At 65.4% G+C, this 24,457-nt stretch carries 19 protein-coding genes; 8 read left to right on the forward strand and 11 right to left on the reverse strand.

Going from position 1 to position 24,457, the window contains the following annotated elements; translation table 11 throughout:
• The first annotated feature begins 8 nt into the window (after positions 1 to 8).
• The 5 genes from QCE69_RS02385 (at position 9) to QCE69_RS02405 (ending at position 11,149) form a co-directional block, all read left to right on the forward strand.
• Positions 9 to 3,197 (forward strand): efflux RND transporter permease subunit, encoded by a 3,189-nt coding sequence (locus QCE69_RS02385; RefSeq protein ID WP_309914036.1) that lies wholly within the window; start codon positions 9 to 11, stop codon positions 3,195 to 3,197.
• A gap of 1 nt (position 3,198) precedes the next feature.
• Positions 3,199 to 4,722: an efflux transporter outer membrane subunit gene (locus QCE69_RS02390; RefSeq protein WP_309914039.1), complete on the forward strand. Its 1,524-nt coding sequence runs from the start codon at positions 3,199 to 3,201 to the stop codon at positions 4,720 to 4,722.
• 578 nt (positions 4,723 to 5,300) lie between these two features.
• Positions 5,301 to 6,497 carry an efflux RND transporter periplasmic adaptor subunit gene (locus QCE69_RS02395; protein ID WP_309929269.1) on the forward strand — a complete coding sequence of 399 codons (1,197 nt, stop codon included), beginning with the start codon at positions 5,301 to 5,303 and terminating at the stop codon, positions 6,495 to 6,497.
• An 18-nt stretch (positions 6,498 to 6,515) separates the two neighbouring features.
• Entirely contained in the window at positions 6,516 to 9,704 is a 3,189-nt protein-coding gene (locus QCE69_RS02400) for an efflux RND transporter permease subunit (protein WP_309929271.1), read from the forward strand.
• A complete protein-coding gene (locus QCE69_RS02405; RefSeq protein WP_309929274.1) occupies positions 9,698 to 11,149 on the forward strand; it encodes an efflux transporter outer membrane subunit in 1,452 nt (483 codons plus the stop codon). The genes QCE69_RS02400 and QCE69_RS02405 overlap by 7 nt, the downstream gene beginning before the upstream one ends.
• Positions 11,150 to 11,283: 134 nt before the next feature.
• On the opposite strand, the gene QCE69_RS02410 is transcribed toward QCE69_RS02405, so the two are convergent.
• Complete coding sequence (locus QCE69_RS02410; RefSeq protein ID WP_309807377.1) at positions 11,284 to 12,675, reverse strand: nucleobase:cation symporter-2 family protein; 1,392 nt, start codon at positions 12,673 to 12,675, stop codon at positions 11,284 to 11,286.
• A 571-nt stretch (positions 12,676 to 13,246) separates the two neighbouring features.
• Here QCE69_RS02410 and QCE69_RS02415 point away from each other — a divergent pair.
• From QCE69_RS02415 to fghA, 3 genes are read left to right on the forward strand one after another with little or no spacing between them, the layout of a single operon-like run.
• Positions 13,247 to 14,461, forward strand: coding sequence for an AGE family epimerase/isomerase (locus QCE69_RS02415; RefSeq protein ID WP_309929276.1), 1,215 nt, complete (start codon positions 13,247 to 13,249; stop codon positions 14,459 to 14,461).
• 35 nt (positions 14,462 to 14,496) lie between these two features.
• Entirely contained in the window at positions 14,497 to 15,603 is a 1,107-nt protein-coding gene (locus tag QCE69_RS02420) for an S-(hydroxymethyl)glutathione dehydrogenase/class III alcohol dehydrogenase (RefSeq protein ID WP_309929278.1), read from the forward strand.
• A gap of 14 nt (positions 15,604 to 15,617) precedes the next feature.
• A complete protein-coding gene (gene fghA / locus QCE69_RS02425; protein WP_309929280.1) occupies positions 15,618 to 16,466 on the forward strand; it encodes an S-formylglutathione hydrolase in 849 nt (282 codons plus the stop codon).
• 28 nt (positions 16,467 to 16,494) lie between these two features.
• On the opposite strand, the gene QCE69_RS02430 is transcribed toward fghA, so the two are convergent.
• The 10 genes from QCE69_RS02430 to argJ form a co-directional block, all read right to left on the reverse strand.
• Complete coding sequence (locus tag QCE69_RS02430; protein ID WP_309914062.1) at positions 16,495 to 17,283, reverse strand: metal ABC transporter permease; 789 nt, start codon at positions 17,281 to 17,283, stop codon at positions 16,495 to 16,497.
• On the reverse strand, positions 17,276 to 18,190 hold the full coding sequence (locus tag QCE69_RS02435) for an ABC transporter ATP-binding protein (RefSeq protein ID WP_309914065.1): 915 nt from the start codon (positions 18,188 to 18,190) through the stop codon (positions 17,276 to 17,278). Before QCE69_RS02435 ends, QCE69_RS02430 begins: the two co-directional genes overlap by 8 nt.
• Positions 18,187 to 19,068: a metal ABC transporter solute-binding protein gene (locus QCE69_RS02440; protein ID WP_309929282.1), complete on the reverse strand. Its 882-nt coding sequence runs from the start codon at positions 19,066 to 19,068 to the stop codon at positions 18,187 to 18,189. Before QCE69_RS02440 ends, QCE69_RS02435 begins: the two co-directional genes overlap by 4 nt.
• Positions 19,069 to 19,126: 58 nt before the next feature.
• Positions 19,127 to 19,603, reverse strand: coding sequence for a Fur family transcriptional regulator (locus QCE69_RS02445; protein ID WP_309914068.1), 477 nt, complete (start codon positions 19,601 to 19,603; stop codon positions 19,127 to 19,129).
• Positions 19,604 to 19,750: 147 nt separating this feature from the next.
• Entirely contained in the window at positions 19,751 to 20,167 is a 417-nt protein-coding gene (locus QCE69_RS02450) for a hypothetical protein (protein ID WP_309929283.1), read from the reverse strand.
• Positions 20,168 to 20,170: 3 nt separating this feature from the next.
• On the reverse strand, positions 20,171 to 20,971 hold the full coding sequence (locus QCE69_RS02455) for a hypothetical protein (protein WP_309929284.1): 801 nt from the start codon (positions 20,969 to 20,971) through the stop codon (positions 20,171 to 20,173).
• Positions 20,972 to 21,028: 57 nt separating this feature from the next.
• Complete coding sequence (locus QCE69_RS02460) at positions 21,029 to 21,490, reverse strand: hypothetical protein (RefSeq protein ID WP_309929286.1); 462 nt, start codon at positions 21,488 to 21,490, stop codon at positions 21,029 to 21,031.
• Positions 21,481 to 22,236, reverse strand: coding sequence for an enoyl-CoA hydratase/isomerase family protein (locus QCE69_RS02465; RefSeq protein ID WP_309929289.1), 756 nt, complete (start codon positions 22,234 to 22,236; stop codon positions 21,481 to 21,483). Before QCE69_RS02465 ends, QCE69_RS02460 begins: the two co-directional genes overlap by 10 nt.
• A 106-nt stretch (positions 22,237 to 22,342) precedes the next feature.
• On the reverse strand, positions 22,343 to 23,209 hold the full coding sequence (locus QCE69_RS02470; protein ID WP_309914081.1) for a TauD/TfdA family dioxygenase: 867 nt from the start codon (positions 23,207 to 23,209) through the stop codon (positions 22,343 to 22,345).
• 44 nt (positions 23,210 to 23,253) lie between these two features.
• Positions 23,254 to 24,450 (reverse strand): bifunctional glutamate N-acetyltransferase/amino-acid acetyltransferase ArgJ, encoded by a 1,197-nt coding sequence (gene argJ / locus QCE69_RS02475; RefSeq protein ID WP_309929292.1) that lies wholly within the window; start codon positions 24,448 to 24,450, stop codon positions 23,254 to 23,256.
• Positions 24,451 to 24,457: the final 7 nt, after the last annotated feature.

A 24,457-nucleotide genomic window follows, 5' to 3' on the forward strand; every position in this document is an offset into this window, starting at 1 on the left:
CCTGTTACATGGCAAAGTTTTTTATCGATCGACCTATCTTCGCGTGGGTGATCGCGATCATCCTGATGCTGGCGGGGATGGCCTCGATCTTCACGCTGCCGGTCGCACAGTACCCGACCATCGCGCCGCCCGCGATCCAGATCAGCGCGTCGTATCCGGGCGCATCGGCGAGCACGGTGGAAAACACCGTGACGCAGGTGATCGAGCAGCAGATGACCGGCCTCGACCACTTGCTGTATCTGTCGTCGACTTCCGATGACTCGGGCACGGCCACCGTCACGCTGACCTTCGCGGCGGGCACCAACCCCGACATCGCGCAGGTGCAGGTGCAGAACAAGCTGCAGCTCGCGACGCCGCTCCTGCCGCAGGTCGTGCAGCAGCTCGGCACCAAGGTCACGAAGTCAAGTTCTTCGTTCCTGCTGGTGCTCGCCTTCGTGTCCGAAGACGGCAGCATGAACAAGTACGACCTCGCGAACTACGTGGCGTCGAACATAGCGGATCCGCTCTCGCGTCTCGACGGCGTCGGCACCACCACGCTGTTCGGCTCGCAGTACGCGATGCGCGTCTGGCTCGATGCAACCAAGCTCACGAACTACTCGCTCACGCCGGTGGACGTGAAGAACGCCATCACCAACCAGAACGTGCAGGTGGCGGCGGGCGCGCTCGGCGGCACGCCGTCGGTGCCGGGGCAGATGTTGCAGGCAACCATCACGGAAGCCACGCTGCTGCGCACGCCCGAGCAGTTCGGCGACATCCTGCTGAAGGTGAACCAGGACGGCTCGCAGGTGCGCCTGAAGGACGTGTCGCACATCGAGCTCGGCGGCGAAAACTACAACTTCGACACCAAGTACAACGGTCAGCCGACGGCGGGCTTCGGTATCCAGCTCGCCACCGGCGCGAACGCGCTGGCCACGGCGAAGGCGGTCCGCGCGAAGGTCGACGAGCTGTCGAAGTACTTCCCGCACGGTCTCGTCGTCAAGTATCCGTATGACACGACGCCGTTCGTGCGCCTGTCGATCGAGGAAGTGGTCAAGACGCTGATCGAAGGCATCGTGCTGGTGTTCCTCGTGATGTATCTGTTCCTGCAGAACCTGCGGGCCACGATCATCCCGACCATCGCCGTGCCGGTGGTGCTGCTCGGCACCTTCGCGATCATGTCGGCGGTGGGCTTCTCCATCAATGTGCTGTCGATGTTCGGCCTCGTGCTCGCCATCGGCCTGCTGGTGGACGATGCGATCGTGGTCGTGGAGAACGTCGAGCGGGTGATGTCCGAGGAGCACTTGTCTCCACGCGAGGCCACCCGCAAGGCGATGGACCAGATCACCGGCGCGCTGATCGGCGTGGCGCTGGTGCTGTCGGCGGTGTTCGTGCCGGTGGCGTTCTCGGGCGGCTCGGTGGGCGCGATCTACCGGCAGTTCTCGCTGACGATCGTGGCCGCGATGGTGCTGTCCGTGATGGTCGCGCTGGTGCTGACGCCGGCGCTGTGCGCGACGATCCTGAAGCCGCATCCGGAAGGGCACACGGGCGAGAAGAAGGGTTTCTTCGGCTGGTTCAACCGCAACTTCAACAAGAGCCAGGACAAGTATCACAAGGGCGTGCAGCACGTGATCCGGCGCTCGGGCCGCTGGCTGATCATCTATATCGTGGTGATCGTCGCGGTGGGCATGCTGTTCCTGCGTCTGCCGAAGTCGTTCCTGCCCGATGAAGACCAGGGCACGATGTTCGTGCTCGTGCAGGCGCCGGCCGGTTCCACGCAGGAGTACACCGCGCACGTGCTGAAGGACGTGCAGGACTATCTGCTGAAGGACGAGAAGTCGATCGTCGAGTCGGTGTTCACGGTGAACGGCTTCTCGTTCGCGGGCCGCGGCCAGAACTCCGGTCTCGTGTTCGTGCGGATGAAGGACTACGCGGACCGCCAGCACAGCGACCAGAAGGTGCAGGCGCTGGTCGGGCGGATGTTCATGCACTTCGCGCCCTACAAGGACGCGATGATCTTCCCGGTCAATCCGCCTTCGATTCCCGAACTCGGCACGGCGGCGGGCTTCGACTTCGAGCTGCAGGATCGCGCGGGGATGGGGCACGCGAAGCTGATGGAAGCGCGCAACATGCTGCTCGGCATGGCGGCGAAGGACCCGATGCTCGCGCAGGTGCGTCCGAACGGCCTGAACGACACGCCGCAGTTCAAGGTGAACGTCGACCGGGAGAAGGCGAACGCGCTGGGCGTGGCGGTGACGGACATCGACCAGACTTTCTCGATTGCCTGGGCGTCGCAGTACGTGAACAACTTCCTCGACGTCGACAACCGGATCAAGAAGGTCTACGTGCAGGGCGATGCCCAGTTCCGCATGACGCCGGACGACCTGAACAAGTGGTACGTGCGCAATGCCTCCGGAACCATGGTGCCGTTCGGCGCATTCGGGACCGGCGAATGGATCTACGGTTCGCCGAAGCTCGAGCGTTACAACGGTATCTCGGCGATGGAAATCCAGGGCGCGGCCGCGGCGGGCAAGTCGACCGGCCAGGCCATGACGGCGATGGAAGCGATCGCGGCGAAGCTGCCGGCGGGTATCGGCTACGAGTGGACGGGCCTGTCGTATCAGGAACGCCAGTCGGGTTCGCAGGCGCCGATCCTGTACGGCATCTCGATCCTCGTCGTGTTCCTGTGTCTCGCGGCGCTGTATGAAAGCTGGTCGATCCCGTTCTCGGTCATCATGGTGGTGCCGCTGGGCGTGCTCGGCGCGCTGCTTGCCGCGACGCTGCGCGGGCTGGAGAACGACGTGTTCTTCCAGGTCGGCCTGTTGACGACGGTGGGTCTGTCGGCGAAGAACGCGATTCTGATCGTGGAATTCGCGCGGGAGTTGCGCATGCAGGGCATGTCGACCGTGGAAGCGGCGATGGAAGCGGCACGGCTGCGGCTGCGCCCGATCCTGATGACCTCGCTCGCGTTCATTCTCGGCGTGATGCCGCTCGCGATCAGCAACGGCGCGGGTTCGGCGAGCCAGCACGCGATCGGCACGGGCGTGATCGGCGGGATGCTGACCGCGACCTTCCTTGCCATCTTCATGATCCCGATGTTCTTCGTCGTGATCTCGAAGTTCAGCAAGAGCAAGGATGTGGCCTCGCCGGGTTCGGGCGGTTTCGATGGTCCGCATGGCGACTCGCACGGCCCGGATGCATCGAATAAGGAAGGACATTGAGATGCTTAAACATTCCTTGATCGCGGCCGCCGTGGCGCTGTTCGCCGCCGGCTGCACCATGGCGCCGAAATACGAGCGCCCGGCCGCGCCGGTCACGCAGGAGTTCCCGCAGGGCGGCGTCTATGCGACCCAGCCCGACGCGAACTCCACGGCGAGCAACGGCCGCACGGCCAACGGCCAGAGCGCGCCGGAGATCGGCTGGCGCGACTTCTTCGCCGACGCACGACTGCAGCAGATCGTCGCGCTCGCGCTGAAGAACAACCGTGACCTGCGCGTGTCGGTGCTGAACGTGCAGGCCGCGCAGGCGCAATACCGCATCACGCGCGCGGGCCTGTTCCCGACGCTCGATGCGGCTGCGTCGCAAAGCAAGCAGCGCACGCCGAGGAACCTGTCGTTCTTCGACCAGACGATCTCGAATACCTACAGCGTGGGTCTGAACGCCTCGTGGGAAATCGACTTCTTCGGCCGCATACAGAGCCTGAAGGACCAGGCGCTGGCGCAGTATCTGTCGACGGCGGAATCGCGCAAGGCGGCGGAGATCTCGCTGGTGTCCTCGGTGGCGGACCAGTATCTGACGATGCTCGCCTACGACGATCAGCTCGTTGTCACGCAGAACACGCTGAAGACGGCGCAGGAGTCGTATCGCATCACGAAGCTGCAGTTCGACAACGGCACGGGTTCGGAACTCGACCTGCGCCAGTCGGAAGGCGTCGTGCAGCAGGCGCAGGCGAATCTGCAGGCCCAGGCGCGTCTGCGCGCCCAGGCCGAGAACGCGCTCGTGCTGCTGGTCGGCGAACCGCTGCCGGAAGGGCTGCCGAAGGGCATGCCGCTCGACACGCAGAACCTGCTCTCGGACATCCCGGCGGGCTTGCCGTCGGATCTGCTGACGCGTCGTCCGGATATCGCGGCCGCCGAGCAGTCGCTGCTCGCGGCGAACGCGAACATCGGCGCGGCGCGCGCGGCGTTCTTCCCGAAGGTGTCGCTGACGGGCAGTTTCGGCACGCTCTCGCCGAGCCTCGGCGGTCTGTTCAAGCCGGGCTCCGCCGCGTGGTCGTTCGCGCCGACGATCGATCTGCCGATCTTCGAAGGCGGTCAGAACGTGGCGAACCTGGATCTGGCGAACATCCAGAAGCGTGTCGAGATCGCGAACTACGAAAAGGCGATCCAGACGGCCTTCCGCGAAGTGGCGGACGGTCTGGCGGCGCGCGGCACCTACGACGAGCAGATCAAGTCGCTCGAGCGTTTCGTGCAATCGCAAAGCCGCCGGCTGGAGTTGTCCGACCTGCGTTACCGCAACGGCGTGGACAGCTATTTGACGGTGCTGACGGCGCAGACCGACCTTTACTCGGCGCAACAGCTGCTGATTACGGCGCGTTTGAATCGCCTGACCAACCTCGTCGATCTGTATCAGTATCTCGGCGGCGGCTGGATCGAGCATTCCGGCGATGCCCCGCGCCCCGCGGACGCGCCCGTGGACTACGGTTCGCAGAGCGCGCCGCAGCCGGCCTCGGCGCCGGCGGGCTGACGCCTTCCGTTCCGCTCGATGCAATGAAGCCCGGCCTTGCGCCGGGCTTTTTTTCGCCCATAACGGGCCGGCGATGACAGCGTTTGTTGAAATTCAACAAGCAACGACAAACGTTGACGGATCTGCCCGATGATCGGGCGGACTGAACGCGCGCGCTCACTATAATCAATTGCTTGCCGCAGCAACTACTGCGTCAGTCTCTGTGGCCTGTCCGTGGGGTCGTCGGCGTGTGTTGAGCGCCAGTCGAAACAACGCGGCGGGCTGTATCGAAACGCTGAAATCCCGCGATGCGAGCAAGCAAAAAGATTAGTCATCCCGAAATATTCCGATCCGCTTTCCGACACGACGCGCGGCGCTCTGCACGGCGCCTTTCCAGCGCGAGGTCCAGTCCGAAGTGCCAGTGATTCCCACCATCGGGGCTGCCTGAGCGGCCCTCGCATCGCATCTTGCACAGCGTGCGCACGGCCATCGTGTCCGGCGCGCGTGGCTGCGCACGCGCGGGTCCTCGCGGGTGCCCGCGGGTGCCCCTGGGTGCCCTGCGTCATTTCAATTTCAGTCATCAAAGAGGTTCGCGTTCCATGCGTCTCACACGGATTCCATATCGCTTCATCGGTGTCGCGACGGTCGCCATGCTGACCGCCGCCTGCGGGGAAAAGCGTCCCGCGATGACGCCGCACACGCCGGAAGTCGGCGTCGTCACGCTGGCGCCCGTCACGGTGCCCGTCTCGACCGAACTGACCGGGCGCACCAGCGCCTACCTCGACGCCCAGGTGCGGGCGCGCGTCGACGGCATCGTGCTGCGCCGCGAGTTCACCGAAGGCAGCGTCGTCAAGGCCGGGCAGCGTCTGTACAAGATCGATCCGGCGCCATACATCGTGCAGTTGAACAACGCCCGGGCGTCGCTCGCGAAGGCGCGCGCCAATCTCGACTCGACCACCGCGCAGGCCACGCGCTACAAGGTGCTGGTTGCATCGAACGCGGTCAGCCGGCAGGACTACGACAACGCCGTCGCCGCGCAGTCGCAGGCCGCGGCGGATGTCGCATCGGCACGGGCCGCGATCGACGCCGCGCAGATCAACCTCGGCTATACCGATGTCGTCGCGCCCGTCACGGGCCAGGCCGGCATCTCGCAGGTCACGCCGGGCGCCTATGTGCAGGCCGCCCAAGCCACGTTGATGGTGACGGTCCAGCAGCTCGACCCCATGTACGTGGACCTGACCCAGTCGAGCATCGACGGTCTCAGGCTGCGCCGGCAGATCCAGGAAGGGCGGCTCGCCACCCATGGCCCGAACGCGGCGAAAGTGAGCTTGATCCTGGAAGACGGCTGCGTGTACCCCGAGCAGGGCAAGCTGCAATTCAGCGACGTCACCGTGGACCCGTCCACCGGCTCCGTGACCGTGCGCGCGATGTTCGAGAACAAGGACCGCGTGCTGCTGCCGGGCATGTTCGTGCGCGCGCGCATCGAGGAAGGCGTGAATCCGAACGCGCTGGTCGTGCCCGTGCAGGGCGTGTCGCACGACCAGAAGGGCGGGGCGCAGGCGCTGGTCGTCGGCCGCGACGAGAAGGTCACGCTGCGTCCGCTCGTCACCGGCGGCACCTACGGACAGAACTGGATCGTCGACAGCGGGCTGCAGCCGGGTGAGCGCGTGATCGTCGAGGGCATCGACAAGGTGCGTCCCGGCATGACGGTGAAGACGCAGCCGGCGCATCTGCCGGGCGCGTCCGCCGCAACGCCGGTTGCCGCTTCCGGCGGTTCCGGCGCCGGTGGTGCGTAAGGAAGGGAGACACGCGCCATGGCCAATTTCTTCATCGATCGCCCGATTTTCGCGTGGGTGATCTCCATCATCCTGATGCTGGCGGGCGCGGCGTCGGTCGCGACCTTGCCGGTCGCGCAGTATCCGACGATCGCACCGCCCGCCATCCAGATTTCCGCCACCTATCCGGGCGCCTCGGCCCAGACCGTTGAAAACACGGTGACACAGGTGATCGAGCAGCAGATGAGCGGTCTCGACCATCTGCTGTACCTGTCCTCCACCTCCGACGACAGCGGCACCGCCACCGTGACGCTGACCTTCGCCGCCGGCACCAATGCCGACATCGCACAGGTGCAGGTGCAGAACCGCTTGCAACTGGCTACGCCTAACCTGCCGCAGGTCGTGCAGCAACTGGGCACCAGCGTGTCGAAGTCGAGCAGCAGCTTCCTGCTGGTGCTCGCGTTCGTGTCGAAGGACGGCAGCATGAGCCGCGAGGACCTCGCGAACTACGTGGCGTCGAACGTGCAGGACCCGGTGAGCCGTCTCAACGGCGTCGGCACGGTGACGCTGTTCGGCACGCAATACGCGATGCGCATCTGGCTCGACCCGAACAAGCTGACGCAGTACAGCCTCACGCCGGTCGATGTGCAGAACGCGCTGCAGACGCAGAACGTGCAGGTCGCGGCGGGGCAACTGGGCGGCACGCCCGCCGTGCCCGGCCAGGCGATGCAGGCGACCATCACGGAAGCCACGCTGCTGCGCACGCCCGAGCAGTTCGGCAACGTGCTGCTGAAGGTGAACCAGGACGGCTCGCAGGTGCGCATCAAGGACGTCGCGCGCGTGGGCCTGGGCGGTGAGAACTACATCTTCGAGACGCGCTACAACGGCAAGCCGGCCGCCGGCTTCGGCATCCAGTTGGCGACCGGCGCGAACGCGCTGGCCACCGCCAACGCCGTGCGCGCGAAGATCGACGAGCTCTCGAAGTTCTTCCCGCCGGGGCTGGTCGTCGAGTATCCCTACGACATGACGCCGTTCGTCAGACAGTCCATCAGCGAGGTGGTGAAGACGCTGTTCGAGGCCATCGTGCTGGTGTTCCTCGTGATGTACCTGTTCCTGCAGAACCTGCGCGCCACGCTGATCCCCACGCTTGCCGTGCCGGTGGTGCTGCTCGGCACCTTCGCGATCATGTCGGCGGCGGGCTTCTCGATCAACACGCTGTCGATGTTCGGCATGGTGCTCGCCATCGGCCTGCTGGTGGATGACGCGATCGTCGTGGTGGAGAACGTCGAGCGGGTGATGACCGAGGAGGGTCTCGGACCGAAGGAGGCCACGCGCCGCGCGATGAGCCAGATCACCGGCGCGCTGGTCGGCGTGGCGCTGGTGCTGGCGGCGGTGTTCGTGCCGGTGGCGTTCTCGGGCGGCTCGGTGGGCGCCATCTACCGGCAGTTCTCGCTGACGATCGTGGCCTCCATGGGCCTCTCCGTGCTCACGGCGATGATCCTCACGCCGGCGCTGTGCGCCACGCTCCTGAAGCCGCTGCCGCCGGGACACGGGCCGAAGACCACCGGCTTCTTCGGCTGGTTCAACCGCGTGTTCGCTCGCAGCCAGGAGAAGTATCACGACGGCGTGTATCAGGTGATCCGCCGCTCGGGCCGCTTCATGATCGTCTATCTGGTGATCATCGCGGCGGTCGCGCTGCTGTTCGCGCGGCTGCCGAAAGCCTTCCTGCCCGACGAGGACCAGGGAACGATGTTCGTGCTCGTCGCGACGCCAGCCGGCTCCACGCAGGAACTGACGCAGCGCGCGCTCGACGACGTCTCGGGCTATCTGCTCAAGCAGGAAGGCGCGATCGTCGAATCAGCCTTCACCGTGAACGGCTACAGCTTCGCGGGCCGCGGCCAGAATGCGGGCCTCGTGTTCGTGCGCCTGAAGGACTTCGCCAAGCGCACCGGCGCGAAGGAGAAGGTGCAGGCGCTGGTCGGCCGGACCTTCGGGCACTTCGCCGGCTACAAGAATGCGCTGGTGTTCCCGGTGAATCCGCCGTCCATTCCGGAACTCGGCACGGCGGCGGGCTTCGACTTCGAGTTGCAGGATCGCGCGGGTCTCGGTCACGAGAAGCTGATGCAGGCGCGCGCGATGTTGCTCGGCATGGCGGCGAAGGATCCGTCGCTGGCGCAGGTGCGTCCGAATGGCCTCAACGATACCGCGCAGTTCCGCGTCAACATCGACCGCCAGAAGGCGCTTTCGCAGGGCGTGGATCCGTCGGCGATCGACCAGACCTTCTCGATTGCGTGGGCGTCGAAGTACGTCAATAACTTCCTCGATACCGACAGCCGCATCAAGAAGGTCTACCTGCAAGGCGATGCGCCGTTCCGCATGGCGCCGGAGAACATCGACAGCTGGTACGTGCGCAATGCGTCGGGCGCGATGGTGCCGTTCTCGTCGTTCGCAACCGGCAACTGGAGCTACGGCTCGCCGAAGCTCGAACGCTACAACGGCCGTTCGTCGATCGAGATCCAGGGCGTTGCCGCGCCCGGCAAATCCACCGGGCAGGCCATGACCGCCATGGAAGCGCTCGCGGCGAAGCTGCCGGCGGGCATCGGCTTCGAATGGACCGGGCTGTCCTATCAGCAGATCCAGTCGGGCTCGCAGGCGCCCGTGCTGTACGGCATCTCGATCCTCGTCGTGTTCCTGTGTCTCGCGGCGCTGTACGAGAGCTGGTCGGTGCCGTTCGCCGTGATCATGGTCGTGCCGCTCGGCGTGATCGGCGCGTTGTTTGCCGTGTCGCTGCGCGGTCTGGAAAACGACGTGTTCTTCCAGGTCGGCCTGCTGACCACGGTGGGGCTGTCGGCGAAGAACGCCATCCTGATTGTGGAATTCGCGCGCGACCTGCAGCTCACCCAGAAGATGGGTCCGGTCGAAGCAGCGATGGAAGCGGCGCGCCTGCGTCTGCGGCCCATCCTGATGACCTCGCTGGCCTTCATTCTCGGCACGCTGCCGCTCGCCATCAGCAACGGCGCGGGCTCGGGCAGCCAGCACGCGATCGGCACGGGCGTGATCGGCGGCATGCTCACCGCGACCTTCCTGGCCATTTTCATGGTGCCGATGTTCTTCGTCGTCGTGCGTTCGCGCTTCGGCGGCGACAAGGAGGACCCGCAAGCCGCGCTCGCGCACTACGACCAGAAGCGCCGCGCGGAAGCCGGCAAAGGAGGGACACTGACATGCTGAGACTGACCTTGATTGCCGCCGCCATCGCGTGGCTTGCCGGCGGCTGCACGCTCGCGCCCAAGTACGCGCAGCCGGCGTCGCCGGTGCCCGCGGGCTATCCCGCCGATGGCGTATATGCGGCGCAGGCTGCACAAAACGCGTCCGCCACGCCCGCCGCCGATGTCGGCTGGCGCGATTTCTTCATCGATGTCCGCTTGCAGCAACTCATCGACATCGCCTTGCGCAACAACCGCGATCTGCGCGTCGCGGTGCTGAACGTGCAGGCGGCGCAGGCGCAATACCGCATCGCCCGCGCCGGGCTGCTGCCGTCGGTGAGCGCGCAGGGCGGACAGACGAAGCAGCGCACGCCGCAGGATCTCGCGTTCGCCAACCAGACGATCCAGAACAGCTACTCCGTGGGCCTGAACGCGTCGTGGGAAATTGACCTGTTCGGCCGCGTGCAGAGCCTGAAGGACCAGGCGCTCGCCACCTATTTCGCGACTGCCTATGCACGCAAGGCGGCCGAGATTTCGCTGGTCGGACAGGTGGCGACGCAATACCTGCAAGTGCTGCAAGCCGACGATCTCCTCGCCGTCACGCGCCAGACACTGAAGAGCGCGGGCGATTCGTTCGGCATCGTCAAGCTGCAGTTCGACAACGGCACGGCGTCTGAGCTGGATTTGAGCCAGTCGCAAACCGTGATGGAAACCGCGGCGGCCAATCTGCAGGCGCAGGAACGCGCGCGGGCCCAGGCGGTGAACGCGCTCGCGCTGCTGCTCGGCGAACCCGTGCCGGACGATCTTCCGGAAGGTCAGCCGCTCGCTCGCCAGCCGATGCTGACCGACCTGCCGGCGGGACTGCCGTCGGACCTGTTGCTGCGACGTCCGGACATCATGGAGGCGGAGCAGAACCTGGTTGCCGCCAATGCGAACATCGGCGCGGCGCGCGCGGCGTTCTTTCCGAGCATCTCGCTGACCGGCAGCTTCGGTACGCTGAGTCCGTCGCTCGGCGGGCTGTTCAAGCCGGGCTCGGCGGCGTGGAGCTTTGCGCCGACCATCACCCTGCCGATCTTCTCGGGCGGCCAGAACGTCGCGAACCTGGACCTGGCGAACGTCAGCAAGCGCATCGAGGTGGCGCGCTACGAGAAAACCATCCAGTCGGCGTTCCGCGACGTCGCCGACGGTCTGGCCGCGCGCGGCACCTTCGATCAGCAGATCGCGGCGCTCGAGCGCGATACGGCTGCGCAGCAGCGTCGTCTGGATCTTTCGACGCTGCGCTTCCGGCAAGGTGTCGATGGCTATCTGAACGTGCTGACGGCGCAGCAGGATCTCTATGCCGCGCAGCAGACGCTCGTTTCCGCGCGCACACAGCGGCTGGCGAATCTGGTGAGTTTGTATCAGGCGCTCGGCGGCGGGTGGATTGAGAAGACGGGAGACGCGCCGCGTCCGGCGGACGCGAGTTCGTGATGGGCGCAGGCGTCGTGAGGCGCCTGCCGCTTACACGCCGCGCTACGCCTGCGGGTCACGCGAGCACACAAAAAAAAACGCCGCAACTTTCGTCGCGGCGCTCAACGCAAGCACTTCCTGGGACTACTCCATCATCAATGCGCGTCGCCTGCGTGCGCCGCGCCATCGAAATCGTGCGCGGCTTCGCGGATCTCGCGCCGCGCCTCGCGTTCCTTGCGCACGCCATTGAACACGATGTTCAGAATCACCGCCGTCACCGAGGCCAGCAGAATGCCGCTGTGGAGGATCGGTTCGAGCGCGTGCGGCAGTTGGGTAAAGAACTTCGGCGCGACGACCGGCACCATGCCCATGCCCACGCTGACCGCGACGATGAACAGGTTGTGATGATTGGTCGAGAAGTCCACGCGCGACAGCGTCTTGATGCCGTTTGCCGCGACCATGCCGAACATCACGATGCCCGCGCCGCCCAGCACGAACGGCGGCACGGAAGCCACGACCTGTGCCATCTTCGGGAACAGGCCGAGCACGACCAGGATGACGCCGCCGGTCGCGCAGACGAAGCGGCTCTTCACGCCGGTCACGCCGATCAGCCCGACATTCTGCGAAAACGACGTATGCGGGAACGAGTTGAAGATGCCGCCGATCAGCGTGCCCAGGCCATCGACGCGCAGTCCGCGCACCAGCGACTTCTGATCGACGGGACGTTCGACCAGATCGCCGACCGCGAGAAACATGCCGGTCGACTCGATGAACGTGACGAACATGACGATGACCATCGTCGCGACGGAGAGCGGATCGAAATGCGGCAGGCCGAAGTGGAACGGCAGCACGATGCCGACCCACGGCGCATGGGCCACGCCGTCCATGTTGACGCGGCCGAGCAGCGCGGCGATGACGAAGCCCGCGACGATCCCGAGCAGCACCGAGATATTGGCGATGAAGCCGCGCGCGAACTTGTTGATGAGCAGGATCAGCGAGAGCACGACGAGCGAGAGCAGCAGGAACACCGGGTTGCCGTAGTCGGGATTGCCGACGCCGCCCGCCGCCCAGTTGATGCCGACGCCCATCAGCGAGAGCCCGATCACCGCGATGACCGTGCCCACCACGACCGGCGGGAAGAAGCGCAGCAGCTTGCCGATCATCGGCGCGAGCAGGATGCCGATCACGCCGGCCGCGATGGTCGAGCCGAAGACATCGAGAATGCCGAGCGAGGGATTCGTGCCGATGGCGACCATCGGGCCGACCGCGGCGAAGGTGCAGCCCATGATGACCGGCAGGCGGATGCCGAAGATCCACAGGCCGAGCGTCTGGATCAGCGTCGCGACGCCGCAGGAGAACAGGTCAGCGCTGATGAGGAACGCGACCTGGTCCTTCGGCAAGCCCATTGCGGCGCCGAGGATCAGCGGCACCGCGACCGCGCCGGCGTACATGACGAGCACGTGCTGGATGCCGAGGGTCAGCAACTGACCGGCAGGCAGCCGCTCGTCGCACGGATGCACGGACGGATTCACCGAACTTGATGCCATGTCTCTCTCCTTTATTGCCTTCTAACAAGAATGGCCTCCACGTTAAGTGCATCAAAATGCATGAACAAGACCACGCGGCGCTATACGTCGCGTTCGCCCGCCGATATGGATCGGGCGCGGCGGCGCGGACGCAAACGTGCGCAGGTCCCGGCTACAAGGGGTTTGGCGCATTGCAAGGGAAATTCGTCGGGTCGTGCAAGGCGCACTTCCTGCGGTGCTCGTTATGATGTGCATTACCCCGTGCGTATAGTCGATTTTTGACGCGGGTCGCGCGGCGCAGGGGTAAACCCCCGTTTTGCGCGTTTTCCCTAAGGCCTTTTTTCGCTCCGCCGTCCCATGGTTTTTCCTGGAATCGATGCGCTTTACATCGCCGGTTTGTCGCTCGACGAACGCTTCCTGCGCGTCCTCGATCCGGACACGCGGTCCGACGGCGGGTTCACGGTCCGCCGCGAGAGCGCTTAAACTTGCGTACCCTCGAAGCCGATGCAACGCGCGCCGCGCATCATGAAGCGACGCTTCATATGAGCGGCGCATGATGCCCGCTATCGTCCAGCTCACTCCGGAATCCGCCATGCCCGCACCTTCGCCGTCCCATCCTGACTTCCGTTCGCGCGCCTTCCTGCTGGACCACGTGCTGCGCACGATGACCTTCTATCACCCGCACTGCATGGACCCGGCGGGCGGCTTTTTCCACTACTACAAGAACGACGGCACGATCTACGACCGCACCTCGCGGCATCTGGTGTCGAGCACGCGCTTCGTCTTCAACTACGCGATGGCCTGGAAGCATTGGGGCATGGACGAATATCGCGGCGGCGTGGTGCATGGCATCGACTATCTGCGCGAGTTTCACCGCAATCCGCAGACGGGCGGCTACGCGTGGACGCTGAACGGCCGTGAGGTGACGGACGCGACCAATCATTGCTACGGACTGGCGTTCGTCATGCTCGCGTATGCGAAGGCGGTCGAAGCCGGCGTCGACGAGGCGCGCGCCTATCTCGACGAAACCTGGGACCTGATGGAAGCCCGCTTCTGGGACGCGCCGCATGGTCTCTACAAGGACGAGGCGAGCGCGGACTGGGAAGTGTCGGAGTATCGCGGCCAGAACGCCAACATGCACACCTGCGAGGCGCTGCTCGCCGCGTTCGAGGCCACCGGCGCCGCGCGCTATCTCGACCGCGCCGCGCTGCTCGCCGACAACATGGTGAACCGTCAGGCGGCGCTCGCGGGCGGGCTCGTGTGGGAGCACTACAAGCCGGACTGGTCCGTCGACTGGGACTACAACAAGGGCGACCGCAGCAACATCTTCCGGCCGTGGGGTTTCCAGCCGGGACACCAGACCGAATGGGCGAAGCTGCTGCTGATCCTCGACCGGCATCGTCCGGAAGCCTGGCATGCCGTGCGCGCGCGCGACCTGTTCGACCGGGCGCTGGAGCGCTCGTGGGATCACGAGCACGGCGGCATGGTCTATGGCTTCGACCCCGAAGGCCAGTTCTACGACGAGGACAAGTATTTCTGGGTGCAGGCGGAATCGCTCGCGGCGGCGGCGCTGCTCGCGGAGCACGCGCGCAGCGCGGGCGACACGACGCTCGCCGCGCGCTACTGGAACGATTACGACCGCCTGTGGGCCTATTCCTGGGAGCATTTCGTCGATCACAAGTGGGGCGCGTGGTATCGCATCCTGACGCGCGACAACCGCCAGTACAGCGACGAAAAGAGTCCCGCCGGCAAGACCGACTATCACACGATGGGCGCATGCTACGAAGTCTTGAACGTCGTGCGCTGAACCGAATCCGCCAATCAAAACCGAGGAGCTGAACGATGAAGACGAAAGCCGCAATCGCATGGGAAGCAGGCAAGCCGCTGACGATCGAAGAGGTCGATCTCGAAGGTCCGCGCGCCGGTGAGGTGCTGATCGAAGTGAAGGCAACCGGCATCTGCCATACCGACTACTACACGCTGTCGGGCGCGGACCCGGAAGGCATTTTCCCGGCGATCCTCGGGCACGAGGGCGCGGGCGTGGTCGTCGATGTCGGACCGGGCGTCGGCACGCTGCGCAAGGGCGATCACGTCATTCCCCTCTACACGCCGGAATGCCGCGAGTGCAAATTCTGCCTGTCGCGCAAGACCAATCTCTGCCAGAAGATCCGCGCGACCCAGGGCAAGGGCCTGATGCCCGATGCCACTTCGCGTTTCTCGCTCGACGGCAAGCCGCTGTTCCACTACATGGGCACGTCGACGTTCTCGAACTACATCGTCGTGCCAGAAATCGCGGTGGCCAAGGTGCGTGAAGACGCGCCGTTCGACAAGATCTGCTACATCGGCTGCGGTGTGACCACGGGCGTCGGCGCGGTGGTGTATTCGGCGAAGGTCGAGGCGGGCGCGAACGTCGTCGTGTTCGGGCTGGGCGGCATCGGACTGAACGTGATCCAGGGCGCGAAGATGGTCGGCGCGGACAAGATCATCGGCGTCGATATCAATCCGGGCCGCATCGAGCTGGCGAAGAAGTTCGGCATGACGCACTTCATCAACCCGAAGGAAGTGGAGAACGTCGTCGATCACATCATGCAGTTGACCGACGGCGGCGCGGACTATTCGTTCGAATGCGTCGGCAACACGACGTTGATGCGCCAGGCGCTCGAATGCACGCACAAGGGCTGGGGCCAGTCGTTCATCATCGGCGTGGCGGCGGCCGGGCAGGAAATCAGCACGCGGCCGTTCCAGCTGGTCACGGGCCGCGAGTGGAAAGGTTCGGCGTTCGGCGGCGCACGCGGGCGTACCGACGTGCCGAAGATCGTCGACTGGTACATGGAAGGCAAGATCAATATCGACGACCTGATCACCCACCATCTCAAGCTCGAGCAGATCAACGACGGCTTCGACCTGATGAAGAAAGGCGAGTCGATCCGCTCGGTCGTGGTCTACTGAACCCGGAGGCCTTCATGCTGGAACTCGTGGAAGAGCACCGCTGTTTCGACGGCGTGCAGCGCATCTACAAGCACGACGCCCGAAGCATCGGCCTGCCGATGCGCTTCTCGGTCTTCCTGCCGAAGCAGGCCGCGTCGGGCAAGGTGCCGGCGCTGTTCTACCTCGCCGGCCTGACCTGCACCGAAGAAACCTTTCCGATCAAGGCGGGCGCGCAGCGTTACGCCGCGGAGCACGGCATTGCGCTGATCGCGCCGGATACGTCGCCGCGCGGCGCCGACATTCCCGGCGAGAAGGACGCGTGGGACTTCGGCGCGGGAGCGGGCTTCTATGTCGATGCGACGCGCGAGCCATGGTCGAAGCACTACCGGATGGACTCGTATGTGACGCAGGAATTGCGCAAGACGGTGATCGCGGAACTGCCGGTGCGCGAGGACCGCATCGGCATCTTCGGTCATTCGATGGGCGGGCACGGCGCGCTCGTGCTGGCGTTGCGCAATCCGGACATCTATCGCAGCGTGTCGGCGTTCGCGCCCATCGCGGCGCCGTCGCAGTGTCCGTGGGGCGTGAAGGCGTTTTCCGGCTACCTCGGCGACGATCGCGAGGCGTGGAAGCAGTATGACGCGAGCGAGCTCATCAAGGGCGATGCGGCCGCGCGCTTCGAGGGCGGCATCCTGATCGATCAGGGGCTGGCGGATCAGTTCCTCGCCGAACAGTTGCATCCCGACGTGTTCGAGCGCAATGCGCGTGAAGCCGGACACACGGTGAACGTCCGGCGGCACGAAGGCTACGATCACGGCTACTTCTTCATCTCGACCTTCGTTGGCGAGCATGTCGCGCATCACGCGCGGGTGTTGTGCAAGTGAGTTTGCAGGACGGCGCCGGCGAGAGAACTCAGTCGCCGCGCCGTCCGATCAGACTCGCGCCATAGACGACGGCGGCGAGCATGGTGATCCAGAAGCTCGTCGGCCAGTCGGTGTAGTAGGCGAGCGTCAGCCCGAGCCACGCCTGCCCGAGCGCGAACGCGGCGGCCAGCAACAGCCCTGACGACAGCCGCGTCGTGACGTTCTGCGCGGCAGCGGCCGGACCGACCATCAGCGCGAATACCAGCAACACGCCCACGATCTGCGTACACGCTGCCACTGCGAGCGCGGTGATCGCAAGAAACAGCACCGACACGAGCCGCAGCGACACGCCCTTGGCCTCGGCCAGTTCCGGTTGCAGCGACGCGAACATCAGCGGCCGCATGATGAACGCCAGCGCCGCGAGACTCACCAGCGCGAGACCGAGCAGTACGATCAGCGTGTCATGGCTGACGCCGAGCACGTTGCCGAACAGAAGCGCGGTGGCCTGGGTGGCATAGGCGGTGAAGAAGTGCAGGAACAGCAGGCCGAAGCCCAGCGACAACGAGAGAATCACGCCGATCGCCACGTCGCGGCCGGAGAGCTTTTCGCCGAGCGCGCCCATGCCGATGCCTGCCGCGAGCGTGAAGCCGACCATGCCCCAGAGCGGCGGCATGCCGATCAGCACCGCGCCGGTCGCGCCGGTGAAGCCGACGTGCGAGAGCGCGTGGCCCGCGAAGGTCTGCCCGCGCATCACCAGAAAATAGCCGACGATGCCCGCCAGCACCGCGACGATTCCCGACGCCGCGAATGCATTCACCATGAAGTCGTATTCAAACATTGTGCGTGTGGCTTCCCTTCTTGCCCTGAGCGCCGGCGTGCTCATGATGATGCGCATGGCCATGCCCGTGCCCGTGGTCATGATCGTGCGTGTGTTCGCCGTCTTCCTCGTGGGCGTGATCGAGCTTGTCGATCTCGACATCGCCCGACATCACGAAGATGCGCCCGTTCACCCGCATCACGTCGATCGGCGAGCCGTACAGCCGTGACAGCACCGGCTTCGAGATGACCTCGTCGACGGTGCCGAGCGCCGCGCGGCCGCTGCCGAGATAGAGCACGCGGTCAAGCGAGTTCAGCAGCGGATTGAGTTCGTGCGCCGAAAACAGCACCGTGATGTTCAGTTCGCGCTGCACGCGCCGCACCAGTTCCACCACGCCGGTCTGATGCCGTGGATCGAGGCTGATGAGCGGTTCGTCGAGCAGCAGGAGACGCGGATTGCCGAGCAGGCATTGCGCGAGCAGCAGGCGCTGCCGCTCGCCGCCCGACAGTTCCGACAGCGGCCGCGACGCAAGCTGCCGTGCGCCGACCAGGTCGAGCACGCGCTCGACTTCGGCACGCACGCGCGCATCGCGATGCGGCAGGCCCCAGCGATGCCCGTCCGCGGCCATCGCGACGAAATCGCGGCCCAGCACGCGGCGGTTGGCGAGACCGCTGCGGATCTGCGGCATATAGCCGATCGACGCATTGCCGCGCACCACGGCCTCGCCGTTGACGCGGATCGCACCGCTCTTCAACGGCACGAGGCCGAGCAGCGCGCGCATCAACGTGGTCTTGCCCGCGCCGTTCGGTCCGAGCACGCCGATGAACTCGCCGTTGTGGACCGTGAAGCTCGCGTCGTTCAGGATCTCGCGACCGCCGAGTTCCAGCGTGACGTGTTCGACTTCGAGCGCGGGTCGTGCTGCATTCATTGCTGCCATCCTTGCAGCGCGCCCGCGAGTGCGTTGAGTTGCGACTGCATCCATTGCTGGTAGGTCTTCTTCGCCGGCAGCGTTTCCGTCACGCTGATGCTCGGCACGTGCGCGTCCTTGGCGACGCCCAGCAGGCGCTTCGTCAGCGCGCCGGTGGCCTGGCTGTTGTAGATCAGCACGTGCACGCGGCGTTCGCGCAAGTCCTTCTCGAAGGCGGCGATGTCGGCGGGGCTCGGTTCGGTCTCGTTCATCGACGCCATCTGGAAGCGCAGGTTACGCATCTCGAAGCCGATGGCATCGGCCATATAGCCGAACACCGGTTCCGTGGCCGTCACGGGCACGCCCTTGTAGTGCGCCTTCAGTTGCGCGACGCTGGCGTCGATCGGCTTCAGCGAGTCGAGGAAGGTCGCGAGACGGGCGTCGTAGTCGCTCTTGTGCGACGGATCGGCGCTCACGAGATAGGCGCTCACCGCGCGCGCGACGACCGGCATGGTCGCCGGGTCATACCAGAGGTGCGGATTGTCGCCGGCCTTCTTGCCGACGAGTTGCGCCGCGACGATCACCGTGCGCTTGTCGTTGCTCTTCGATGCCGCGAGCAGCTTGTCCATCCATGGATCGTAGTCCGCGCCGTTGTACACGACGAGCGACGCATGCTGCAACGCGCGTGCGGTTTTCGGGCTGGCCTCGAACAAGTGCGGGTCTTCGTCCGGATTGCTGAGGATGCTCGTCACCTGAACGTGGTCGCCGCCGAGCTGGCGGATCACGTCGCCGTAGAAGTTTTCTGCCGCGACGACCGGCACGCGCGCCGCCTGCGCGGAAGCGGTATTGCAAAAGCCGAGCGCGAGCGCGAAGCAGGTCAGGACGTGCGCGAATTTCATCGATTTCCTCGTGTGGTGGCGGTCAGAGCCGGGATGGGTGTCGTTGCTGGCGGGCGCTTCAGGCGCCTTGCGGGCGATGCTGCGCCCGATGTTTCTTCTGGCAGTCGGCGCACAGGCCGCTCAGTTCGACGACCTGGTGATGCACCTTGAAGCCATGCGCGGGCGGACTCGCCGACAGCGACGACGCGAGTTCGCGGCCCTGGATTTCGAGCGTCGCGCCGCATTCGTCGCAGATCAGAAACTGGCTTTCGTGCGGCTTGCCCGCATCGCAGCAGGCGACAAACGCGTTCTTCGATTCGATGCGATGCACGAAACCGTTCTCGACCAGGAATTCAAGCGCCCGGTACACGGTCGTGGGCGGCACGCGCGAGCCGCGCTGGGGCTGCATGGCGTCGATGAGATCGTAGGCGCCGATCGGCTTGTGCGCCTGAAGGACGAGTTCGTACACGTGGCGGCGCAGCGGCGTCAGCGCGACGCCGCGCTCGGTGGCCAGCACCTCGGCGCGCGCGAGCTTGGTTTCGACGGAATCAGTCATGACATTCGGGCCACGCGGAGCGTGAGCCAGGCAAGGGGTGAATGCGGAGCGGACCAGCCGCTCGCAATGCAATCCGGCGATGATATAACGTATCAACGGAAGATGCACGCGGGGTCAAGAGCGACCGTGCTCCGCGGCCCTCCGCCGTCAACGTTTCGACAGATGCCCGGCGAGTGCGTCGTGCATGATGGCGTAGATGAGCGGGTCGTTCGTCACGCGGATGCGTCCCACATGCACGACTTTTCCCGCGACGGTCGTCACGCCGCGAACGAACTGGCAATCGTCATAGCAGGTCAGGGTTCCGCCGCTCGCGCCGTCCTGATAGCGGACCGACGGCGTCCTGCCGGTCCGGTTGCCCAGATACCAGACGAGCACGCGACGTTCGGCCGCGCCTTCGCCGGCGGACATCCGGGCGTATTCGAACGCGTCGCCCTGGCGTCCGATGTAGTAGTGAGCTTGCGCGGCGTCGTCCGCACTGCGGGCGTCCGCGCCCAGCAGGACGAGCGCGGCGGCCAGCCAGCGAAGTCTCGATCCGGACGCGCGCATGGCGTTCTTATGAGACATGCGTCAGACGCGCGAACCCGCGCGCTGCGCCGTGCCGGACTTCCCGGACAGGGTGGCGGCGTCGAGGTCGATTTCCTGGGCGGCGACGAACTCGGCCATCGAACGCCATTCGGGCATGCCCTTCGGCGAGCCGAACGTCAGATCGTCGTCTTGCGGGACGTGGTCGGGGTCGGGCGGTGCGGTGAAACTGCGCTTGCGCCTGGCGACCGCCACCAGGGTTTTCGCTCCGGAGGGCGACACACGGAAGACCCGGATCCACGCGGGACGCTCGCCGAGCGCGGTGAGATCGCTGGCTTCCTCGTCGGCGGACGCGGCAACACGCGCCCAGCCGATGACGACGATCTGCGTCGTGCGGCCGGTTGAATCAAGCCGTTCCTGACGCTGCACGCGCCCGCCCAGCAACTGGAAGCGCGCGACCGGAATGTGCGAACGAGCGGGGAAGTATTCGGCAATGACCCAGTTGCCGCCGGAGGAGACGATCGGGACGTCCCTGCGGCGCTCGTAGCGATAGATGTCCGTCAGGCGATGCAGCACGGCTTGCGGAACGTGTGCGCGCGGGAACGAATAGCGGGCGGGCTTGAAGTCGTCGGTTTCGGATCGGACCGAGTTGTGCGCGTTCATGTCGAGCTTCAGGCGCATGGGCTGAAGCTGGATCGACAGCAGCGTGCCATCTGAGACACGCGCCACGTAGGGTGGATTGGAGGATTCGATCCAGCGGCCGGGCGCCGTTGCATGCAGCGGCGACGAAAGGCTCAGGAAGACACCGACGGCGATGGCACCGAAACTCGATAACAGCGATTTCATGTTCTGGTCAGGCAAGTGGGGCGAGCGGACATCGCTCGGCGCGGTAGTGGAAAAACGTCATTGAGATTCGGGGCAGCGGTTTCGCATCGCGTGCTTGATTTCCTCGATACCGCCGTCGCCCGCCCGGCAGAACCACGCCTGGGCGGCGCAGTAGTTGGTGGGCGTGCCCATGCCCTGGGCATGCATGAAGCCGACGAGCAACGCCGCCTCCGGATCACCGTCCCGCGCAAGCTGCGAGAGTGAGCGAAAAGCGTCCTGCACTTCGCCCTGGCTGGATTCGCTCAGCAGCGCCCGGGTGCTTTCCATGAATGGCGAGGGCGTCGGCGATGCCTGCGACGCGTTCGATTCATACGGAAGGCGTGCATCGATGGCGCTTCTGACGTCCGGCCAAGTCGCGACGGAGCGCAGGAACTTGCCTTCCGATGCGCAGGGAGCCGCTGCCTGCGAAAGCGCCGCGTTCGCGGTCGCTGTCGCGAGGAGACACAGGCCGCACAGGATCGCGTGCAGTGTCATGCGCATGGACGCACCAGCAGTTGCCGATGGGTCGCGCGGGCAGCGGGCAGGCAAGCAGTCAGCGCCTGCAGCAGGGTGTGCGCGATGATGCCCTTGGTGTGCGCGAACGCGGCCGGTGCATGATCCGCCAGCCGGCGAGCCCAATGCAGGGCCATGGGCATCAGTTCGTGTTCGCGCACCGCGAAGTTGACCAGACTGTGTTCGAGCGCGGTGATGGCGCCAAACTCCTTGCAGCCATAGACCATTTCCGACACCACGCCATGGGGCACGAAGTGCCGCAACATCGCCGCGCCGACAGCACAACTCACGCCCTGCGCGAGTTCTGGCTCGGAAAAGCGCGCGCCGTAAGCCGCGATGCGGATGTCGCACAGCAGCGCGAGTTGCAGGCCTTGTCCTTTCACCTGACCGTCGATGGCGGCGATCACCGGCTTCGGAAACCTCAGGACGGCGTGATACAGCGCCATGATGCTGTCGAGCCAGGCATCGACGTCCGACTCGCTGTTCAGGTTCGACACTTCCTGCCCATCGCCGCCGCCGCAAAATGCGCCGCCCGTCGGACCTGACAGAATTAATGCGGCTATCTCCGGGTCCGTGGCCGCCGCTTCCAGCGTCGCGACGATGCGCCGCCGCACCGCCGTATCGAGAACATTGGCCGGTGTCGCGCCGTGCAGCGTCAACTGCACGATGCCCGAACGCGAGTCATCCAGCGGAACCAGGCGCTGCGTCATGTCGATTGTGCCAAGTGTTTCCATGCGTCCTCTGAACAGGTGAGCCAGAAAGCGCCACGCGCCGGCCGATCATCGATGGGCCGGGGCATGGCGCGAAGTGCGGCAAAAGTCACGCTGAGAAGCGTGCAAATCAGCCCAGACCGATATCGCGCACCGGGCCGGATGCACCTGTCTCCGCTGTCTGTCCGCGCCAGAGCACGCGTTCGATGGCGGGGTCGTTGAATTCCTCGCGCTCATGAATGCTGCGGCGATTGTCGGTAATGAGCAGGTCGCCGCGGCGCCAGAAATGCGTATAGGTGTAGCGCGGGTTTTTGAAGAATTGCGAAAGCTCGGTGAAGAACCTCTTCGTCTCGTGAGGGGTGAAGCCGACGATGCGCGGTTCCCAGCTGGCGGGCTGTCCCTCGTCGAACGGGAAGTAGAGCAGCATCTTCCTGACCCAGCCGAGATCCGTGAAGACCGGCACCTTGAACCAGCCCTCGGGCGAGACGTCGACGTAATAGCCGCGCTCGGTCACCCGCACTTCAAACGTTTCCTCCTCCAGCACGTTGCGCAAATGGAGCGGCAGTTCCTCGCACGCGAGGACGTGATCCGTGACCAGTGTGGCGCCGCGAAACCGCATGTTCTCGATGCGCGCGCCGTACAGGAACACGAGGTCGACCTGACTCAGCAGCAGGCCGCCGTCCGCATGAAACGGCAGTTGACCGCGGCCGGTGACGATCTTGCGTTGATCGCCGTCGAGTTCCAGCGTGTCCCGATAGCCATAGCCGACCTTTTCCCGCTCGTTCACATACGCGACGATGTTGCCGTAACGCGCATACAGGTTCAGGAAGTCCTGTCGTTCGAAGTCGAGATCGCGGACGAGCACGAAGCCCTTCTCCATCAGGATCGACTTGATGTCTTCCGGGTCGGCCGCAAGGAACGCCTCGCGGTTGAGGATCGCTCCGAAACCGGACGCCAGCACCGATTCCCTTTCGTAAAGCCGTACGCGTGTATCCATTCAATGCTCCATGCTGATGACAAACAACGGGATGTCTTGACGCACTAGGTGGTGTAGTGGCTGTTCAGTGCGACATAGGCCGGCGACAGGTCGCAGCCCCATGCCTCGGCGCGGCCGTGTCCGGCCGCGAGGTCGACGCGGATATCGATGTGCTCTGCCGCCGCCATCGTCTCGCGCAACGCCGAGAGCGTGGCTTCGTCGATGACGGCGGGATACACGCACGTGCCGCAGATCGATATGCGGGTGCGCTGCGGATCAATCTGGTACTTCCGGTCGCACTTGCCGATGGCCATCGCGACGCGGCCCCAGTTCGGGTCCGCGCCGTGGATGGCCGTCTTGACGAGCGGCGAATTGGCGATGGATTTCGCGACGGCGCGCGCGACGGCATCCGACTCGGCATGCTCGACGATCGTGGTGAATACCTTGGTGACACCTTCGCCGTCGCGCAGCACGAGCATGGCCAGGTGCGAGGCGACGTCCAGCAGCGCGTCGGCGAAAGCGTTCGTTTCGACGGGTCCGGCAAGCCCGCTCGAAAACGCGACGCAACTGTCGCTCGTCGAGGTGTCGGAGTCGATCGTGATGCAGTTGAACGTGCGGTCCGCCACCTGGGTCAGCATCGACTGGAGGGCGGGCTGGGGGATGCGCGCGTCGGTGAAGAAGTAGACGAGCAGCGTGGCCATGTCCGGCTCGATCATGCCGACACCCTTCGCGATGCCCACCAGCACGCTCTTGCCCACGCGCATCGCGACGGCCTTGCGCGTGGTGTCGGTGGTCATGATCGCTTCGGCGAAGGACAGGAAGTCGGGTGGCCGCGACAGGCGTTCCCGCGTCTGCGCGAGACAGGCGGCGATGCGCCCGACGGGCAGCCGCTTGCCGATCACGCCGGTCGCCGCCGTCTGGATGTCATCGCGCGAGATGGAAAGCTGCTGCGACAGCGTCTCCAGCAAGACATCGAGATCCGCCTCGCCCTGGACGCCGGTCGCGACGTTCGCGTTCTTGGAGATGACCAGCAACGCGCGGGCGCTGCCCTTCGCCAGTTGCGTGCGGGACGCCCGCACGGCCGCGCCGGCAAAGTGACTGCGCGTATAGACGCCGGCCACGGCGCACGGCGCATCGGCATGCACCACGGCGATGTCGCGCGCGTGATTCCGGATGCCGGCGCTCGCGACGAAGGTCGCGAAGCCTTGCGGAACGGGTGAGCGGGCATCCAGCGGACGCGACAGGAAGGCGCCGGGTTTCATCGCGTGG

The organism is Caballeronia sp. LZ032 (genome assembly GCF_031451315.1).
Classification (GTDB): domain Bacteria; phylum Pseudomonadota; class Gammaproteobacteria; order Burkholderiales; family Burkholderiaceae; genus Caballeronia.

Bases quoted from the DNA above. Each gene is read 5' to 3' on its own strand.
- QCE69_RS02385 (WP_309914036.1), top strand. From the start codon at position 9: ATGGCAAAGTTTTTTATCGATCGACCTATCTTCGCGTGGGTGATCGCG.
- QCE69_RS02390 (WP_309914039.1), top strand. From the start codon at position 3,199: ATGCTTAAACATTCCTTGATCGCGGCCGCCGTGGCGCTGTTCGCCGCC.
- QCE69_RS02395 (WP_309929269.1), top strand. From the start codon at position 5,301: ATGCGTCTCACACGGATTCCATATCGCTTCATCGGTGTCGCGACGGTC.
- QCE69_RS02400 (WP_309929271.1), top strand. From the start codon at position 6,516: ATGGCCAATTTCTTCATCGATCGCCCGATTTTCGCGTGGGTGATCTCC.
- QCE69_RS02405 (WP_309929274.1), top strand. From the start codon at position 9,698: ATGCTGAGACTGACCTTGATTGCCGCCGCCATCGCGTGGCTTGCCGGC.
- QCE69_RS02410 (WP_309807377.1), bottom strand. From the start codon at position 12,675: ATGGCATCAAGTTCGGTGAATCCGTCCGTGCATCCGTGCGACGAGCGG.
- QCE69_RS02415 (WP_309929276.1), top strand. From the start codon at position 13,247: ATGCCCGCACCTTCGCCGTCCCATCCTGACTTCCGTTCGCGCGCCTTC.
- QCE69_RS02420 (WP_309929278.1), top strand. From the start codon at position 14,497: ATGAAGACGAAAGCCGCAATCGCATGGGAAGCAGGCAAGCCGCTGACG.
- fghA (WP_309929280.1), top strand. From the start codon at position 15,618: ATGCTGGAACTCGTGGAAGAGCACCGCTGTTTCGACGGCGTGCAGCGC.
- QCE69_RS02430 (WP_309914062.1), bottom strand. From the start codon at position 17,283: ATGTTTGAATACGACTTCATGGTGAATGCATTCGCGGCGTCGGGAATC.
- QCE69_RS02435 (WP_309914065.1), bottom strand. From the start codon at position 18,190: ATGAATGCAGCACGACCCGCGCTCGAAGTCGAACACGTCACGCTGGAA.
- QCE69_RS02440 (WP_309929282.1), bottom strand. From the start codon at position 19,068: ATGAAATTCGCGCACGTCCTGACCTGCTTCGCGCTCGCGCTCGGCTTT.
- QCE69_RS02445 (WP_309914068.1), bottom strand. From the start codon at position 19,603: ATGACTGATTCCGTCGAAACCAAGCTCGCGCGCGCCGAGGTGCTGGCC.
- QCE69_RS02450 (WP_309929283.1), bottom strand. From the start codon at position 20,167: ATGTCTCATAAGAACGCCATGCGCGCGTCCGGATCGAGACTTCGCTGG.
- QCE69_RS02455 (WP_309929284.1), bottom strand. From the start codon at position 20,971: ATGAAATCGCTGTTATCGAGTTTCGGTGCCATCGCCGTCGGTGTCTTC.
- QCE69_RS02460 (WP_309929286.1), bottom strand. From the start codon at position 21,490: ATGCGCATGACACTGCACGCGATCCTGTGCGGCCTGTGTCTCCTCGCG.
- QCE69_RS02465 (WP_309929289.1), bottom strand. From the start codon at position 22,236: ATGGAAACACTTGGCACAATCGACATGACGCAGCGCCTGGTTCCGCTG.
- QCE69_RS02470 (WP_309914081.1), bottom strand. From the start codon at position 23,209: ATGGATACACGCGTACGGCTTTACGAAAGGGAATCGGTGCTGGCGTCC.
- argJ (WP_309929292.1), bottom strand. From the start codon at position 24,450: ATGAAACCCGGCGCCTTCCTGTCGCGTCCGCTGGATGCCCGCTCACCC.